The sequence below is a fragment of the Corynebacterium sp. c24Ua_83 genome, assembly GCF_039907245.1.
Classification (GTDB): Bacteria; Actinomycetota; Actinomycetes; order Mycobacteriales; family Mycobacteriaceae; genus Corynebacterium.
Map to the genome: position 1 here is coordinate 149,145 of NZ_JASBOI010000001.1, position 16,997 is coordinate 166,141.

14 protein-coding genes are annotated in these 16,997 nt (G+C 63.1%); 6 read left to right on the top strand and 8 right to left on the bottom strand.

The genetic code is table 11. The annotated features are described in order from the left end of the window. The first annotated feature begins 235 nt into the window (after window positions 1-235). Both QKE30_RS00680 and QKE30_RS00685 read left to right on the top strand, forming a co-directional pair. Window positions 236-2,314, top strand: coding sequence for a neutral/alkaline non-lysosomal ceramidase N-terminal domain-containing protein (locus QKE30_RS00680; RefSeq protein WP_347933846.1), 2,079 nt, complete (start codon window positions 236-238; stop codon window positions 2,312-2,314). Between the two features lie 71 nt (window positions 2,315-2,385). Continuing rightward, on the top strand, window positions 2,386-3,348 hold the full coding sequence (locus QKE30_RS00685) for a hydrogen peroxide-inducible genes activator (protein ID WP_239199544.1): 963 nt from the start codon (window positions 2,386-2,388) through the stop codon (window positions 3,346-3,348). A 47-nt stretch (window positions 3,349-3,395) separates the two neighbouring features. On the opposite strand, the gene QKE30_RS00690 is transcribed toward QKE30_RS00685, so the two are convergent. Both QKE30_RS00690 and QKE30_RS00695 read right to left on the bottom strand, forming a co-directional pair. Further along, the gene (locus tag QKE30_RS00690) at window positions 3,396-5,954 is read right to left on the bottom strand and encodes a DUF3516 domain-containing protein (RefSeq protein ID WP_347933847.1); all 2,559 of its coding nucleotides are present in this window, start codon (window positions 5,952-5,954) and stop codon (window positions 3,396-3,398) included. 6 nt (window positions 5,955-5,960) lie between these two features. Then, window positions 5,961-7,007, bottom strand: coding sequence for a PAC2 family protein (locus tag QKE30_RS00695; RefSeq protein ID WP_347933848.1), 1,047 nt, complete (start codon window positions 7,005-7,007; stop codon window positions 5,961-5,963). A 217-nt stretch (window positions 7,008-7,224) separates the two neighbouring features. Here QKE30_RS00695 and QKE30_RS00700 point away from each other — a divergent pair, with 217 nt between their 5' ends. Next, window positions 7,225-8,724, top strand: coding sequence for a DUF4192 domain-containing protein (locus QKE30_RS00700; RefSeq protein ID WP_347933849.1), 1,500 nt, complete (start codon window positions 7,225-7,227; stop codon window positions 8,722-8,724). Here the strand turns inward: QKE30_RS00700 and galE are convergent. The 6 genes from galE to QKE30_RS00730 form a co-directional block, all read right to left on the bottom strand. Then, complete coding sequence (galE, locus tag QKE30_RS00705; protein ID WP_192816638.1) at window positions 8,681-9,715, bottom strand: UDP-glucose 4-epimerase GalE; 1,035 nt, start codon at window positions 9,713-9,715, stop codon at window positions 8,681-8,683. The two genes, QKE30_RS00700 and galE, sit on opposite strands and share 44 nt — an antisense overlap. A 13-nt stretch (window positions 9,716-9,728) precedes the next feature. Continuing rightward, complete coding sequence (locus QKE30_RS00710) at window positions 9,729-10,451, bottom strand: metal-dependent transcriptional regulator (RefSeq protein WP_035003749.1); 723 nt, start codon at window positions 10,449-10,451, stop codon at window positions 9,729-9,731. A gap of 99 nt (window positions 10,452-10,550) precedes the next feature. Further along, on the bottom strand, window positions 10,551-11,570 hold the full coding sequence (locus QKE30_RS00715) for a sigma-70 family RNA polymerase sigma factor (RefSeq protein WP_239199923.1): 1,020 nt from the start codon (window positions 11,568-11,570) through the stop codon (window positions 10,551-10,553). Between the two features lie 244 nt (window positions 11,571-11,814). After that, on the bottom strand, window positions 11,815-12,285 hold the full coding sequence (dtd, locus tag QKE30_RS00720) for a D-aminoacyl-tRNA deacylase (RefSeq protein ID WP_035003752.1): 471 nt from the start codon (window positions 12,283-12,285) through the stop codon (window positions 11,815-11,817). A gap of 67 nt (window positions 12,286-12,352) precedes the next feature. Further along, window positions 12,353-14,002 carry a methyltransferase gene (locus tag QKE30_RS00725; RefSeq protein ID WP_347933850.1) on the bottom strand — a complete coding sequence of 550 codons (1,650 nt, stop codon included), beginning with the start codon at window positions 14,000-14,002 and terminating at the stop codon, window positions 12,353-12,355. Window positions 14,003-14,047: 45 nt separating this feature from the next. Next, window positions 14,048-14,485: a DUF3099 domain-containing protein gene (locus tag QKE30_RS00730; protein ID WP_239199520.1), complete on the bottom strand. Its 438-nt coding sequence runs from the start codon at window positions 14,483-14,485 to the stop codon at window positions 14,048-14,050. Between the two features lie 59 nt (window positions 14,486-14,544). Here QKE30_RS00730 and QKE30_RS00735 point away from each other — a divergent pair, with 59 nt between their 5' ends. The 3 genes from QKE30_RS00735 (at window position 14,545) to QKE30_RS00745 (ending at window position 16,990) form a co-directional block, all read left to right on the top strand. Next, window positions 14,545-14,787, top strand: a complete 243-nt coding sequence (locus QKE30_RS00735) for a DUF3039 domain-containing protein (RefSeq protein WP_005295046.1) — start codon at window positions 14,545-14,547, stop codon at window positions 14,785-14,787. Next, window positions 14,784-16,502 (top strand): DEAD/DEAH box helicase, encoded by a 1,719-nt coding sequence (locus QKE30_RS00740; protein WP_049050496.1) that lies wholly within the window; start codon window positions 14,784-14,786, stop codon window positions 16,500-16,502. Before QKE30_RS00735 ends, QKE30_RS00740 begins: the two co-directional genes overlap by 4 nt. Window positions 16,503-16,615: 113 nt before the next feature. Then, complete coding sequence (locus QKE30_RS00745; protein WP_347933851.1) at window positions 16,616-16,990, top strand: DUF308 domain-containing protein; 375 nt, start codon at window positions 16,616-16,618, stop codon at window positions 16,988-16,990. Window positions 16,991-16,997: the final 7 nt, after the last annotated feature.

The following is a 16,997-nucleotide window of genomic DNA, read 5'->3' on the forward strand; positions in this document are numbered from 1 at the left end:
TCTCGCTTGCCAGAATTTCCCCGTGTTAAAGGGGCTGAACAGGCCGATTCTAGCAATGAGCCTCCAGGGGAGGAACCTGCACCCCTGAACAGTTTTTACCCCCAAACAATATTAGAGGACCATAAATGTTTGATTAATATACACAAACTATCCCGTAGCCCCATGGATTCGGTCTAGTCTTTCGCTAGTCAAAACAATCTAATCTTTTAAGTAGTTTTGAGAAGCGAGAGACCTCATGTGTGAACACGGCCAGAACGCCACCCCGAACAATCTGCAGAACCCGCTGAAGTCCCAGCTCAGCCGCCGCAACTTCTTCCGTGGAATGGCTGCGGTATCCGGCACCGTACTCTGGGTCTCCGCCGGTGCGCCAGGAGCAAGCGCGCAGGAAGCTAGTGGCAGCAGTGGAGGAGGCTTCCACGTCGGCCGCGGTCTGGCGGACATGACCGGCGAGCCATGGGGCGCCGGTATGTTCGGCTACGCCGTGGACGAGCAGAAGACCGTCGGCATCCAGCGCCGCCAGTACGCCCGCGCGTTTATTTTTGTTGACGCCAACCACGACAACTCCCGTTTCGTCCACGTCACCTGCGACGTTGGGCTGATGTTCCAGTCTATTCACCTGGAGGTGCTCCGCCGCCTCAAGGAGAAGTTCGGGGATCTGTACGACCAGACCAACGTCCTACTCACGGCCACCCACACTCACGTGGCTCCAGGTGGCACGTCCCAGCATTTGATGGTCGATATCACCCACGGTGGCTTCCGCCCGAAGACCTTCGAGGCCACGGTGGCGGGCATTGTTACCGCCATTGAACGCGCGCACGCGGACATCCAGCCCTCAGACGTCACGGTTGCTGAGACGACGGTCGCTGATGCGGGCGTCAATAGGTCAAAGACCTCGTGGGACCGCAACCCCGAAGAGGACAAGAAGGCGCTACCCAACGGGGTGGATACCCGCAGTGTGACCCTCCATGTTTCGCGCGGCGGCAAGCAGGTTGGCTTGATCAACTGGTACTCGCTGCACCCGACGAGCTTCGGCGCGGAGTACAAGCACATCGCAGGCGACAACAAGGGCTACGCAGCCTGGGCGACCGAGGAAGCTCACGGAGTGGTGCACCGCTATCCTGAGGACGCGCCGTTTGTCGCTGCCTTCGCCAACATGACGCCCGGTGACATCACGCCGAACATGGGGTTGACGCCCAACTCTGGGCCGGGAGCAGACGAGCGCGTATCTGCGCAGATCCTCGGCGAGCGGATGATGGCGGCGACCAATGACCTAGGCAAGGACTGGTCGGCAGGCGGTATCGACGGGCGCATGCGATGGGTGAACTGCCCGCAGCTGGTGGCCAGCCCGCGCTTTACCCCGGACAAGAAGGAGCACAAGCTGGGGCCGGCGATTCTGGGTGCGGCTTTTGCTGCGTCTTCGCAGGAAGACGGCGGCGGTGTGCCCATCCTGGGTTTCAATGAGGGCGAGCGCGGCGGTAACCCGTGGGTGCGCGACCTCAACAACTTCCTTTCGCCCCAAGAGATCAAGGATATCCACGGCCCGAAGGAGGGCCTGCTGCCGATGGGCTACATCGACGGCATGATTCAGCAGGTTCACCCGTTCACGATCCACCGGCTGGGCTCGTTTGTACTGGTGAGCCTCGGTTTCGAACCGACGGTCACCAGTGGCTTGCGCATGAAGCGAACGGTCGCTGCGGCGCTGGGTGTGTCGGAGAACACCATCGTGGTGCAGGGGTACACCAACGCCTACGGCCACTACATCACCACGCCCGAAGAGTATGAGGCGCAGAGTTACGAGGGTGGCGCGACAATCTTCGGCCAGTACCAGCTGCCCGCATTCCAGGACGTTCTCGATGAGATGGCGCGGGCGATCAAGGAGGGCAAGCCGGTGGAGGTCGGGCAGCCCGCGGGTGATCTGACGGGGCTGATCCCGAACGTGCCGGGCAGCGACAACTGGATGGATGCGCCGCCGCCGGGCAAGAAGTTCGGAGAAGTGCTGGAGGCGCCTAAGGAAGTGAAGGCCGGCTCGCAGGCGCGGGTGGTTTTCGTAGGTGCGAACCCGAACAACGACATGCGCCACGGCGAGGGCTACATGACGATCGAGGACGCCAGCGGGAAGGTGGTTGCGGACGACTCCAGCGAGAACACTCTGATTACCTTCGAAAACTCTTTCGGGCAGACCCGCACCACCGTCGAGTGGGGCACGCGCGATGTGCGGCCCGGCAAGTACACGGTGCGGCTTAAGGGGGATTGGAAGGCGTTCTTGGGCAAGCTTTCGCCCTTTGAGGGGACCGCTGAACTACAGGTGAGCTAGATATAGGGCAAAGGTACTTATTTTTCCGATGGTAATTATACTTTTCTAATAATTGCTGTAGAGTTGAGGACGTGGTTCAAAGAGAGTATCGACCAACAGTTGCCCAACTACGTACCTTCGTGACCATCGCCGAACACGGTCACTTCGGCACCGCCGCCTCGCACCTGGGGATCTCCCAGCCGTCGCTGTCTCAAGCGCTGGCAGCGCTGGAGGCGGGGCTTGGCGTGCAGCTGATCGAACGATCCACTCGCAAGGTCATCGTCACCCCGGTGGGGCGGGGACTGCTGCCATTCGCGCAGGCGACGCTGGAGAGCTTGGAGACCTTCGTCACCCACGCCCGCGGCGCCCACGGCGGCCTGGTCGGCTCGCTGGCCATCGGCATGATCCCCACCGTCGCGCCGTACATCCTGCCCGACGTGCTGCACACGGTTAACGACGTTGCCCCGAAGCTGGAGCCGCGCATCGTGGAGGAAAAGTCCCCGCTGCTGGTCGACGCACTACGCCAGGGCAAGATCGACGTTGCCGTGCTCGGCATGCCTGGTGAGGGAGGCGGGTTGAACACCGTTGACCTGTACACCGAAGAGTTCGTCCTGGTTCTGCCTGAGGGGCACCCTCTGGCCGGTCGGAAGGATCTGGCGGTCGACGAGTTGAAGAACATCGAGCTGTTGCTGCTGGACGACGGGCACTGCCTGCGCGACCAGATCCTGGAGCTGTGCCGCACCGTGGACATGGCCAACGACCCGCGCCATTCCGTGACCCGCGCCGCAAGCCTGTCCACGGTAATCCAGCTGGTAGCTGCCGGTTTGGGTGCGACCCTGGTGCCGCTGTCCGCGGTGGCTGTGGAGTGCCAGCGCCCGGGAATTTCCCTGGCGACGTTCGCCGGCGGTGCCGTGCGCGCCGGCCGTACGATCGGCATGGCCTACCGCTCCAGCTCCACGCGCATCGACGACTATGCGGCGCTGGGGGAGATCGTGGCGCAGTCCTTCAACCACGTGGCGAAGGATAGCCGCCGCGTGTTGGAGACCTTCCTCTAAGCCAGTGGGTTAAGCCAGTGGATTCAGCCCGGGGTTAAACCTGCGGGCTAGCCCTGCACGATCGTGAGCTCCGACAGGCGGATCTCACCGGCCTCGTCCGTCGCGGCGAGGTCCACCACACCCTCGAGCGCCCAGCCGTGGTCGCCTTCCGGATCGTCGATGATCTGACGGACGAACCAGCTTCCGGCCTCGGAGCCGGTGCCCCGCTTGATAAGGATGTTCTTATTTGACCGCGCGGCGGCGTCCACACCAACATCCGCATACTCGTCGAAGTAGTCGTCCATCGCGGCGGGCCAGTCCGGCGGCGAGTCCAGGTATTCGTCCATCTCCGCAAGCTCGCGCTCCTTCTCGAAGGCGAAGAGCTCCACGTGGCGGAAGAAGTAGTTGCGCACCATGCGGGTCAGGGCCTGCGGGTTCGCGGACAGCAGGTTCGTATCCTCCACCCCATAGGCGTGCTCGGCGACCTGATCCTCCGTCAGCGGGGCATCCGGGTCGGCCATCTGCACCCACTCGTCGATGAGGGAGGAATCTACCTGGCGGATCAGTTCGCCCAGCCACACGAGGATGTCGTCGAACTCCTCGGAGCGGTAGCTTTCCGGAACCGAGTGCTCCAGCGTGCGGTAAGCGTCCGTCAGGTAACGCAGCACCACGCCCTCGGAGCGGCCCAGCCCGTAGGTGGACACGAAGTCGGAGAAAGTCATGGCCTTTTCCACCATGTCGCGCACGATGGATTTCGGGCTGATCTGAAAGTCCCGAGCCCAGGGGTTTCCTTCGCAGAAGGTGTCGTAGGCCTGGTCTAGCTCGTCGGCCAGCGGCATGGGCCAGGTGATGTCTTCGACGATGGCCATGCGTTCGGTGTAATCGACGCCCTCTGCCTTTAGCGCCGCGATCTCCTCACCCCGCTCCGCTTTCTGCTGGGCTATAAGCACTTGTCGGGGATCCTCCAGCACGGCCTCAAACGTCGAGATGACGTCCAGGGCGAAGGTTTCGGATTCCGGATCCAGCAGCTCCAGGGCGGCCAGAGCGAAGGGGGAGAGCGGCTGGTTCAGCGCGAAGTCGCGGCTTAAGTCCGCGGTCAGGCGTGCATCCTTGCCGCTGGGAGTATCGGCCGCATACTCCTCGACCACGTCGGCGTTGATAAGCCCGCGATACAGTTCGATCGTTCGCAGGATGGCCTTGTTCTGCTTCGATCGCGTGTCATGGTTGGTACGCAGCAGGTGCTTGAGCGCCTCGAAGGTCCACTGGTCGCGGGCAACCACGTTCAGCAGCATCGAGTTGCTCATGCGGAACTGACTGGTCAGCTCCTCTGGCTCCGCGTGGGTGAGCCGCTCGTAGGTCGACTCGCTCCAGGTTGCTTGACCCTCCGGAGCCGAACGCTTGCGCAGCTTCTTGATCTTCTTAGGGTCGCTTCCGGCGCGTTGGCGGAGGCGGAAGTTCTCGATCTCGTGTTCCGGGGCTTGGACCACGACGGTGCCTTCCGTGTCGTAGCCCGCGCGGCCTGCTCGCCCGGCGATCTGGTGGAACTCGCGGGACTTCAGCACGCGGTGCTTCATCCCGTCGTACTTCGTGAGCCCCGTCATCAGTACGGTGCGGATCGGCACGTTGATGCCCACGCCCAGGGTGTCGGTGCCGCAGATGATCTTCAGCAGGCCCTTCTGGGATAGGCGCTCTACCAGGCGCCGATACTTCGGCAGCAGGCCCGCGTGGTGCACACCGATGCCCTTGCGTAGCAGGCGGGAAAGGGTCTTTCCGAAGGCGGATGTGAAGCGGAAGTCGCCGATTTCCTCGGCGATGGCGGCCTTTGCTTCGTCGTTCACCAGTTTCATGCTGGTCAATGCCTGGGCGCGCTCGATGGCCTCGCGTTGGGTGAAGTGGACAATGTAGATCGGAGACTTACCGTCGCTAATAAGCTCTTCCACCGTCTCGTGGACGGGGGTGTAGACGTAGTGAAAGTCCAGCGGCACGGGCCGGGTGGTGCCCGTCACCAGGGTGGTCTGGCGGCCCGTGCGCTCAGTGAGGTCATCCTCCAGCCACTTCGTATCGCCCAGGGTGGCGCTCATCAAAAGGAACTGCGCCTTGGGGAGTTCCAGCAGCGGAACCTGCCAAGCCCAGCCGCGATCCGGCTCGGAATAGTAGTGGAACTCGTCCATCACTACCTGGTCGATCTTCGCCTTCGCGCCATCGCGCAGGGCAATGTTGGCAACGATTTCGGCGGTGGCGCAGATGATCGGTGCCCCGCCATTCACTGTGGCGTCACCAGTCATCATCCCGACATTCTCCGGGCCGAAGGTTTGGCAAAGGTCGAAGAACTTCTCGCTCACCAGGGCCTTGATCGGCGCGGTGTAAAAGCTGCGCTGCTTGCGTGCCATGGCGATAAAGTGCGCGGCGATGGCGACCATGGACTTGCCCGAGCCGGTGGGGGTGGCCAGAATGACGTTGTCCTGGGCGACCAGCGCGGTGGCCGCCTCCTCTTGGGCGGGGTAGAGGCTAATGCCGCGGTCGCGCGTCCAGCCGAGGAAGGATTCCAGAATTGCGTCGTCGATTAGCGACTCTGGAACCTCGTCCAGGTCCGGAAGTAGTTCTGCTAGTTCGGCGGCAATACCCACTGTTTTCTAGTTATCCTCTTGCTCGTCGGCGTCAGCGCCGGTGTCGGGCTGGTCGGAGTCAGCGCGGTTCTCGTCGGACATGTTCTGCAGGAACGCCTCGAACTCCGCGCCCAGCTCTTCGCCGGTTGGGATGTCCTGGCCCGGCTTCAGCAGGTTGTTCTCTCGCTTGCGACGCATGCGTTCCATCTCTGCGTCGTATTGGTGCTCGAGGGCGCTGACGACCGTGGCGATCTCCTGGGAGTCCTCCACCTGGTCCTGGAGCTGGTGCTGCACCCGCTCCAGTTCCTTCTCCAGCGCCTTCAGCGGCAGGTCGCGGTCCGCGACTTCCCCGAAGGCCTGCAGTAGGCGCAGCGTCGCCTCCGGGTAGTCCGAGGCCGCAATGTAGTGCGGTACGTGGGCGGTCAGCCCGATCGTCTCGAACCCGTGGCGGTTCAGCTTCTTCTCCGTCTCCAGCGCGGCCGCGCCCGGGACGATCATCCGGGAGTCCCAGGTGTGGAAGTCCTGGATCAGCGAGGAATCCGAAGCGTGCGCGGAGATCACCAGCGGCCTGGTGTGCGGCACCGTCATCGGCGCTGAGTATAGGGAGGCAACCATGCCTACTTGGCCACGCCGGGCCAGGTCCACCACGGCATCGCTAAACGCGCCCCACTTCAGATCCGGCTCGAGTCCACTGAGCAGCAGGAATGGGCGACCCTGCGTGTCCTTCACAAGGTGCAGGTCCAGGCGCACATCGTCGCTATCCACAACCTTGGAGTTATCGATGGTCACACCGGGCCGGCGGGAGCGGTAATCGATCAGCTCGTCTACCTTGAACGAGGCCACTGGGCTGTGTTCCAGGGCGGCTAGCAGGTGGGAGCTGGCGCTGGAAACGGCCTGTCCCGCGTCGGCATAGCCCTGCAGCGCGACCAGCATCGGTAGCTCTTCGGCGCCGTCCTCAGCGCCGCCAAGCCCCGCGGTAGCGTCCGCAATGGAGGGGCGGTCGAACTGGATCGGAGCCGGGTATTCCATCTCGTACATCCGACCCGCGGCCTTGCGCTCGTGGCGACCATTCATAGTTTCGCTCTCCCTTCCGGCGGAACCCTTGTCCAACCAAGCACTGTCTGCCAAGCCTATCAGGCAGTTCGGACAACCTAGCCCGAGACGGCGCGTATTTCGAACAGCTAGAAAGCTGTATTCACAGTTTTGAGTTATCCACAGGCCCCTGGGGCAACGCCTAGTCCAGCGGCCTCCGCGGCCGCGTCAAAAAATTTTCTCGGCGAGTATCTGCGGTATGAGCAACTCACCAGAACACAACGATCAGAACGCACAATCTATTCCCGCGCCCGCCACCTCCGCTACGCCAGCTCCCTCGGTTCACCTCGGGGCCGACAAAGGAAAGCTCATTGCGGCCATTCCGTCGCTGTTGGGCTTCCCGCCCGTCGATTCGATGGTCATCATCGGCCTCGTCGCCTCCACCGAACCCACCGAACCGATCAACACCGGCACTACCGGCCCCGCCCCGCTGCCAGAGAACCACCGCCGTTTCCGCATCGGCCCCGTCCTACGCTGCGACCTTATCCCCGCAGCCGTGACCGAAGCGGCTCGCGGCCTCATCAATATTCTTTGTGACGCCCCAGCGGCAGAGGCCATCATTCTGACCATCGGAGACATGGATGATCGCCTGCGTGCCTGTGTAGCCTCCGCCATCAAGCAGCTTCAGGACGGATGTGTGGAAGTTCAGTCGGCATTGGAGGTGTCGCGAATTGCGACGGGGGAGGCATGGACTGACGTGTTGGACGGCGAGACGGGCACCGTCGCCAGCGTGGAAACCAACGAGCTGGCGGACATCAGCGCACTCAGTGGTGCGCGCCGCATGGGCGACAGAGAGGAAATGGAACGCTGGCTAGATCCCGCGAACATCGCAGCACCGGATTGGATGTTGCAGGATCGCGGGGAAGCCACGACGGTCGACCTGATCCAGGTACTAGTCGGGGTGGCTGCCGTGGCGGAAGGCCAGCGAGTGCTGGAGGAGGAGTGCGAAGACGAGTACCTGATCGATAGCCTCGCCGCGATCTGCTGCGACGAATTTCTGCACACGGTAGTTATCGCATGGTCGCTCGGTGTAAACAGCGCCATCCTGCGGGAGATGTTGGCAAGTACCGCGCGGCGGACGACGGGATCGGTGCGACGACGGGTGATGTTGATTCTGGCACTGGTGGCGTCGGCTAACGACGAAGGAGTGCTGGCCTACCACACGCTTACGCGCCTGCTGGAGGAGCTCGAGGCGGACCTCTACACCGAGGATGCGTGCGCGAAGCTGGATCTGTTGGAGCACGCCGACGATCCGGCTGCGCTGGCTGCCGACCCCGAAGCAGCGCTGGAAGACATTTTGCGTGGCGTGGAGGATGCCGATGAGTCCGACATGCAGCCACAGCTCAGCACCCTCGATGAGTTCACCGCCGACATCGCGATCGCGGCGCTGGACGCGCACCAGAGGGGCAAGATCAAGCTGCTGCTGTCCAAGGCCGTGCGCGCGGCATGTACGGTCATGGCGAATGTGCAGATGGATCTGGACGCAGCGGAGGATCCAGATGATCCGCGCAGCCAAGGCGATACGGACGATTCTGGCGAGTCGGAAGGAGCCGGGTGGGTTCCGGAGCGCAGCTACATCACAGTCCGGGAGTATGCCGGACTTGATCTCGCCTGGGAGTACGAGCGCCTACTGCAGACCGTGGACTGGGATGCGGTTAACGCTGTGCGGAATGCAACCTATCACCCAGTTGTCCGCTAAACGCCCAGGCATCCGAAATGATCGTATGCAGGTCGGAGCGGGTCGGGTTCCATCCGAGCTCGGCCTTCGCCTTGGCGGAGGAGGCGATGAGGGTGGCGGGGTCGCCTGCACGGCGCGGGGACTCCACGGCCGGAATCGGGTGGCCAGTTACCTCGCGGCAGGTGTCGATCACCTGGCGCACGCTAAAGCCATCACCGGAGCCGAGATTGAAGATGCGGTGCTGGCCGGCAGCGTTAGAGGCCGCGGCTAGCAGGTGTGCGTCCGCCAAATCCCGAATATGAATGTAATCGCGCACCGCAGTCCCGTCAGCGGTGGGGTAGTCGGTGCCGAAGATGGAGATGTGCTCCCGGTGGCCGAGGGCTACCTGCAGCACCAGCGGAATCAGGTGCGTCTCTACCTTGTGGTTTTCCCCAATGTCGCCGTACGCGCCGGCGACGTTGAAGTAGCGCAGGGAAGTCGCGGCCAGCCCGTAAGCGTTGGCATAGGAGGTGATCATGTGGTCGATCGCCAGCTTGGATGCGCCATAGGGGTTGGTGGGGGCGGTGGGCATATCCTCTGTAATCGGAACCTGCTCGGGTTCCCCGTAGGTAGCGGCGGTGGAGGAGAACACGAGGTTCTGCACTCCGTGCTCGCGCATCTGATCCAGCAGGTACAAGCTGGTTCCCACGTTGTGGTGCCAGTAGATGTCCGGCTTTTCCACCGACTCGCCGACCAAAGAGCGGGCGGCGAAGTGCATCACGGCGGCAACGTCACCGGCTGCGAAGACGTCGGAAATGACGTCGCGGATGTCACCCTGAACAAAGGTAGCGCCCTCTGGCACGGCGTAGTCGTTGCCGGTGGACAGGTCGTCGACGACCGTCACGCGGAAGCCGTGTTCCAGCAGCACGCTGGCACACACGCTGCCGACATATCCGGCACCGCCGGTGACGACAATGTGGGAGGAAGGGGATAGGGCAGAAGAGGAAAGATCGATGCTACTCACATGCCCCACGCTACCGCACTGATTAGCTAACCTTCTCCACTCGCACGGCGTGGCCGAGTTCTTCCGGAATTACCATGGCGCCGTTGTCGTTGCTGAACTCCAGGCCGTCCTCGGTGGCAACCAAGCTCACAACGCTGCCCGGGCGCATGTCAAGCGCATGGAACTTAGCCATCAGCTTGTACTCGACCTGGATGATTTCGTTGATGCTGAGGATCTTCACCTGGATCGGCTCCGACGGCTCAATGTCGGAGGCGCGCTGCGAGGTTCCCTCCTGCAGGGCGTTAACCTTCTCCAGCATCTCCGCGCGCTCGGCCTCCGGGATGCCCTCCACCAGCTCGTCCAGCCCCGGGATCGGGTTGCCGAACGGGGAGGTGGCGTATTCGCTGAGCACCTTTACCAGCTGCACCTCGACCTCGTCGCCCATGACGTGTTCCCAACGGCAAGCCTCGTCATGCACCTTTTCCCACGGCAGGCCGATCACATCAGTAAGCAGGCGCTCTGCCAAGCGGTGCTTTCGCATCACGGCGGTGGCCAGTGCGCGCCCCTGCGCGCTGAGCTTTAGGGAGCGATCCTTCTCGACGGTCAGAAGTTCGTCGCGCTCCATGCGGGCGACGGTCTGGCTCACGGTCGGACCGGACTGGTCGAGCCTCTCGGCGATACGGGCGCGTAGCGGTGGGATGCCCTCTTCTTCCAACTCGTAAATCGTTCGGAGATACATCTCAGTGGTATCGACGAGATCCCTCACGTGCGCTACGCCCTTTCTGTGCTTGTTGACTTCTCACGATTATAGCCCCGTCCACATTGGGAGCGGGGCAGAAGTGTAGGTACTGGTTCTACAGCGGGGTTAAACCGCGTACTCGCGCAGCTTGTCCGCCCGGTCGCCTTCGCGCAGCTTCGCCATGACCTCGCGTTCGATCTGGCGGACGCGCTCGCGGGACAGCCCGAAGCGACGGCCGATCTGGTCCAGCGTGCGGGGCATCCCGTCATCCAGGCCGTAGCGTAGCTTGATCACGTCCTGCTCGCGCTCCTCCAAGGTGCCCAGGACTGCGCGCACATCGGAGTGGCGCAGGGAAGCAACCACGGCGGTTTCCGCGTCAGTCGCCTCGGAATCTTCGATGAAGTCGCCCAGCGGGGCTTCCTCGTCGCTGCCGACTGGCATGTCCAGGCTCACCGGATCTCGGGACTGCTTCAGCAGCATCTCGATCTTGGACTCCTCGATGCCGGACTCCTCCGACAGCTCTTCGTTCGTGGCTTCGCGGCCCAGCTGCTGGTACATCTCCCGCTTGATGCGGGACAGCTTGTTGACCTGCTCGACGAGGTGGACGGGAAGGCGGATGGTGCGGGACTGGTCGGCCATGCCACGGGTGATGGCCTGGCGAATCCACCAGGTCGCGTAGGTGGAGAACTTAAAGCCCTTGGTGTAGTCGAACTTTTCCATCGCGCGGATCAGGCCCAGGTTGCCTTCCTGGATGAGATCCAGCAGCGGCATTCCGCGGCCGGTGTAGCGCTTCGCTAGGGAGACGACCAGGCGCAGGTTTGCCTCCAGCAGGTGGCTGCGGGCTGCCTTGCCCTCGCGGGCGAGAACCTTCAGGTCGCGCTTCTTTGCGCGGGTTAGCTTCTCGGCGTTGGCCAGCAGGTACTCGGAGTACAGGCCTACTTCGATCCGCTTCGACAGTTCGACTTCGTCCTCGGCGGTCAGCAGCGCGGTCTTGCCGATGCCGTTGAGGTAAACGCGAACCAAGTCCGCCGACGGGTTCTCGTTGTTGCCGCGCCGCCGACCCTTGTCTTCCTTTTTATCGCTATCGTCGGCCGAACCGCCGTTGCCCCTACCGCTGTTGATGCCGTTGTACTCGTCATCAATCATGGAGTTTTTCATAGTGCTGGTGTGCCTCCCGTGGCTCGATAGCGCTCAAGCTCTTCAAGATTTTTCTCGTTTTGTGCCGAAGCTCTAAGGGGTTAACGGACATCTTCGATGAATTGTTCCCCACCCACCCCCTAGGAGGGAACCGTGCTTACCCCCGCAATAGGGTTTAGCGTCGCGTTTCGCCGCAGATGCGGTCGCTAATATGCCCTTCTAACTGGCGAAATGCGGGTCGGTGCGGGCCGGTCTACGTTTCTACCAGCACGGTGAACGGCCCCTCGTTTACGCTAGAGACCTTCATCATGGCTCCGAATCGGCCTGTTTCTACAACTATTCCCCGCTGGCGCAGTAGTTCGGCGATGCGGTCGAACACCGGTTGCGCGGCCTCGCCCGGTGCCGCGTTCGCCCAGGAAGGTCGCCGCCCCTTCTTTGTCTCGCCCATGAGCGTGAACTGACTGACCAGTAGAATCTGCCCGCCCACTTCCTCAACCGAGTGATTGCGCGGGCTATCCCATGGCTCGCCAGCAGCGGGCAGTAGGCGCAGTTCGGCGATCTTCCGCGCCATCTTTTCCACAGCCGCCTCTGCCACGCTCTCGTCTGCAATGTCGGCCACGCCGATGCCGACGAGGGCCAGCAATGCAGGGCCTTGTACCGATCCGACGACCTCGCCGTCCACGGTCACCTCTGCACTGCTGACTGTGCTCACTACTGCTTTCACCGTTGTTCTGCCTTCCTTCCAAAAAATTTTTCCGGGTTCTAGAGCATCCAGGTTCTAGAGGTTGCCTCTAGTACAGATCACGCAAATCTTCCGGCACGATCATTCCGTGCCGCACTAGGTCCACCGCGATCGGCACCAGTTGATCCACCAGCTCCTCGGCGCTGATCCCCAGCTCGTCGCCGTGCACCGCGTGATAGAACTCGGCCACGTCGCGCAGGTTTAGCCCCTCCCAGCTGAGCCCTGCCAGAATCGTTGCCAGCACACCGTCGACCTCGTGCGACCAGCCCGGGCCGTCGATGCGGGTTAGTCGCGCGCTCTCGTCGCCGAACCCCTGGTCGGTGGCGCTCGCTGTTTTTTCTAGTATGACGCCCCGTCCCAGCCGGTAGCGGCTCTCCGCCACCGCTGTGGCAGCGGAGCGGCCGGGAACCTCCAGCTGGTCGATCCACCGGCAGCGAGCGAACCACTGGGCGGCCTCCAGGCCGAGGTACGCCCCGGCCGGTAGCGCATGGTCGAGCGACTCGACGGTCAGCTCGGTGGCACCCTCGAACTTTTCAATGTGGATCCAGCCCAGGCCGATGCGGGTGATCTGGTGGTGGGCGAAGAAGTCCAGCCATTCCGTGGTTCGTAGTTGGCCCGCGGTGCTCCGGGGATCGATGCTTTCATCGCGCAGCCAGGTGGTCACGTAAGTGGCAACGTCCACCTCGTCGCGCTGCAAAACCCAGGCGCGGGCGCCCTCGTCGGGCAGCCAGCCGAGGATCCGTTCGGCGGCGGAGCTGGCAGCATTGCTGCCTTCCTCGCCGAGCGCCCAGCCGATCAGCAGGTGCGCGTGGCCTCCCGGCGCCAGGTGCTGAACTGATTGTTCGACCACTAGCTTGCTGGCTGCGTCGAGTGGCAGGCCGGAGTCGCGGTACACGTGCCCTTCTTCCGCATCCAGATCCACGGAAGGGCCGATGACGAAGGGAGGGTTGGCGACGATGACGTCGAAGGACTGAGCGCTAAAGGGCTCGAACCAGGAGCCCTGCACCCAGCTGACCAGCGGTGATTCCAGGCCTTGTGCAGCGGCGGCCACGCAGGCGTAATCCAGGGCGCGGGCGTGGATGTCGCTGCCAAAAATTTTTGGCGGCTCGGCTCCGGCGTTGGCGGCCAGCACCAATGCGAGTACGCCGGAGCCCGTGCCGAGATCCAGCACCCTTGCATCTGCAGGCAGCTGGGGGATGGAGTTGAGCAGTGACAGGGGAGCGTTGCCGACTCCGGGAACGTGGCCCGGGCCGGGAACGCGCTCTTCCAAGGAAGCGTCCGGATCCGACAGCACCAGCACCTCTGTGTCACCGTGAGCCGGGTGGTGGACAGGCCGGATGTCCAGGTTCAGGCGTAGCAATTCTGCACTGTCATCTGCGTCTTGCGCGGATTGCTGCTCCACGGGGATCAGCGCATTCTCCGCCACCAAGCCGGAGGTCACCTCGGCCCCGACGAGATCCCGGAAGAAGGCGGCAGGCTGGGGGCGTCGTAAATAGACAGCAGCGACGAGCTGGGCGGCCGCGGACCCGCGCCGCGACAGGTGCCACGTGGCGGCCGCGGGCGAACCCGATTGGGCGGCGGCCACTCCCTCCACGCCGAGCGCCTCCAAGATCAACACAGAGCCGTATCCTCGCTCGACTAGGGTGCGAACCAGCTGTTCAGTGGCTTTACCGGGCGTGCACAGGGGAAAGTCGGGCATTGAAGTTCCTTGATGAGTCAGTGCTAGTTGGGCGCTAGATCGGCGTTAGGAAGAGGACTGATCGGGGTTGTACTCGATGATCTCCGGGTGCGAGGAGTTGGATTCCAGCATGGGGCGGGAAGTCTCCCCGGCAAGAGCAGCGCGCTGGGCACGACGCTGCTCACGGACGAGGGCAGGCTTGTAGACCTTGTTCGTGGTCTCGTCCACCTGGCCGGATTCGTTGGCTAGCAGCACGGCGATCCAGGGCAGAGGCAGGCTTACCGCCGCCACGCACACCGCGAGGGCGGCGTTATGGGTGAGCAACATCACCAACGCGGCGAGGGCGAGGATGGGAATGCGCAGAAGCTGCAGCACGGCGTAAAGCCTGCGACGGTGGTGCCATCCCTGCAAACGCGAACTCTTGGCATCGGTGATAATTTCCACCTGTGAAGCTCGCTTGGCCCGGGACTCACCTCCCGTTTTCCTTTTTCGTGCATCAGCCATAGACCTAACGCTAGTACGCAGCTGGAAAACAAGCAGATTCAGGGGCATGATGGTGAACTGTGAGTAACCCAAGTACGACAACGATTGAGCGCCCCGAAGTCAACACGGATACGACGACGGATGACGATGTACCGAAGTTCTTCCACTACGTGAAGAAGGACCAGATCGTCGAATCCGCCGTGATGGGCAAGCTGGTCGTGGCTCTGTGCGGCGAGACCTTCCCCGTGCGCAAGCAGGCCAAGCCGGGATCGCCTGTCTGCCCGGATTGCGAGCAGATCTACAAGGGGCTGCGCAAGAAGTGAAGCACCTCCGCCTATGGCAGCAGGAGGCACTGAACAAGTACGTCGAGGCCAGCCCGAAGGACTTCCTGGCCGTGGCGACCCCGGGGGCGGGTAAGACGACCTTCGCCCTGACGATTGCACGGTTGCTACTAGATACCCGTGCAGTGGACCGGCTGGTTATCGTGGTGCCCACCGAACACCTGAAGGTGCAGTGGGCGCAGTCCGCCGCGGAGCGGGGAATCGCGCTCGACGCCGAGTTCACCAACTCCTCGCCGTTCAACAACGCCTACGACGGCGTGTGCGTGACCTATGCCCAGGTGGGCATGAAGCCTACGAAGCACTACCAGGTAGCCACCGCCAAGAAGGCGCTGGTGATCCTGGACGAGATCCACCACGCCGGCGACGCAAAAAGCTGGGGAGACGGCGTGCGCATGGCCTACGAGCACGTGGAACGCCGCCTCGCGCTGACGGGTACGCCCTTCCGCTCCGACGATTCCCAGATCCCCTTCGTGCGCTACGAAGCCGTGGAGGGCGCCGACGGCGCGCTCGTGTCCTCCGCCGACTACACCTACGGCTACGCGGATGCGCTGAAGGACGGAGTCGTCCGCCCGGTGGTGTTCCTGGCCTATTCCGGCCAGGCACGCTGGCGCAACTCCGCCGGCGAGGAGTTTGAGGCACGCCTGGGCGAGCCGCTGAACGCAGAGCAGACCGCGCGGGCGTGGCGCACCGCGCTGGACCCAAAGGGCGACTGGATCCCCGCCGTACTCAATGCCGCGCAGACGCGCCTGCAGCAGCTGCGCGAGACCATTCCCGACGCGGGTGGCCTGGTGATCGCCACCGACAAGACCACGGCGCGCGCCTACGCGCGGATTCTGGAGCGGATCAGCAACACCCCAGTGACGGTGGTGCTCTCCGACGAGGCGGGGGCTTCCGAACGCATCAAGGAGTTCTCCGCCAGCACCGACGAGTGGATGGTCGCCGTGCGAATGGTCTCCGAGGGCGTGGACGTACCGCGCTTGGCCGTGGGCGTGTACGCCACATCTTCTTCCACACCACTGTTCTTCGCTCAGGCCATCGGCCGTTTCGTGCGCTCCAGGAGGCCAGGGGAGTCGGCGTCAATCTTCCTCCCCAGTGTGTCCGTACTCCTAGAGCTAGCATCCAAGATGGAGCAGCAGCGCAACCACGTGCTCGGCAAGCCCCACCGACAGAACGAGGGCTGGGACGACCAACTCCTACAACAAGCCAACCAGGAGCAAAACGAGCCGGAAGAGGACAAAGGCTACGAGTCCGTCGGCGCCGAGGCCGAGCTAGACAGTCTCATCTACGACGGTTCGACCTACGGCACGGCCACCTTGAGCGGGTCGGAGGAGGAACAGGCATACCTTGGCCTACCCGGTCTTCTGGACGCCGAACAGATGCGTACGTTGCTGCGTCAGCGCCAAGCCGAGCAGTTGGACGCGCGGGCGAAGGAAGAGGAAGAGCGCCGCAAGCAGGAGAAGCAGAGGCCGGCCGAAGAGGGCAGTGGCGCGGACTTGCGCAATAAGCGCGTGGCCAGCGAGGAACTCCCGGCCCTGCGCAAGGAGTTGAACGCCCTGGTGTCTATGAAGTCCGCCCGCACCGGCAAACCGCATGGGCAGATTCACAACGATGCGCGGAGAAACTGCGGCGGGCCGTCCACGGCGCTGTGCACGGCACAGCAGCTGCGCGACCGCATTGCTTACCTAAGAGACTGGTGAGGATGGATAAGGGGGACACCGGGAAAGTGGGGTAAGATACACCGCGGCAAGCAACGGCGGTGTATCGCCGGATGCCTAGAGGCAAGCGATCCCGGAGGGAAGGAAACGGCACGATGGCTCGAGAAGACTACATCGATCTGGATAAGTCCAACGCGCAGGAGGTCGAACTCCAGAAGATCGCGCCGCGCAAGGTCAGCGGCCTGAGCCTGGCTGCCCTGATCGTGGGCATCCTGTCGATCCCGGCGGCGATGTTCCCCCTGATCGGCATCGTGGTGGCAGCGGTGGCGATCTTGGTGGGAATCGCGTCGGTGGTCATCGCGAACCGCCGGGGCACGCAGCGCAGCTACGCGATTATCGGCCTGGTGCTGGGGGTATTGGCCATGGCCATCGCGATCTTCTTCACCCAGGTGGCCATGAAGAGCATGGAGGGTTGCGAGGATCTGCGTGGCACGGAGTTCTCCGACTGCGTGAAGAACAACCAGGACTAGCGCAGAG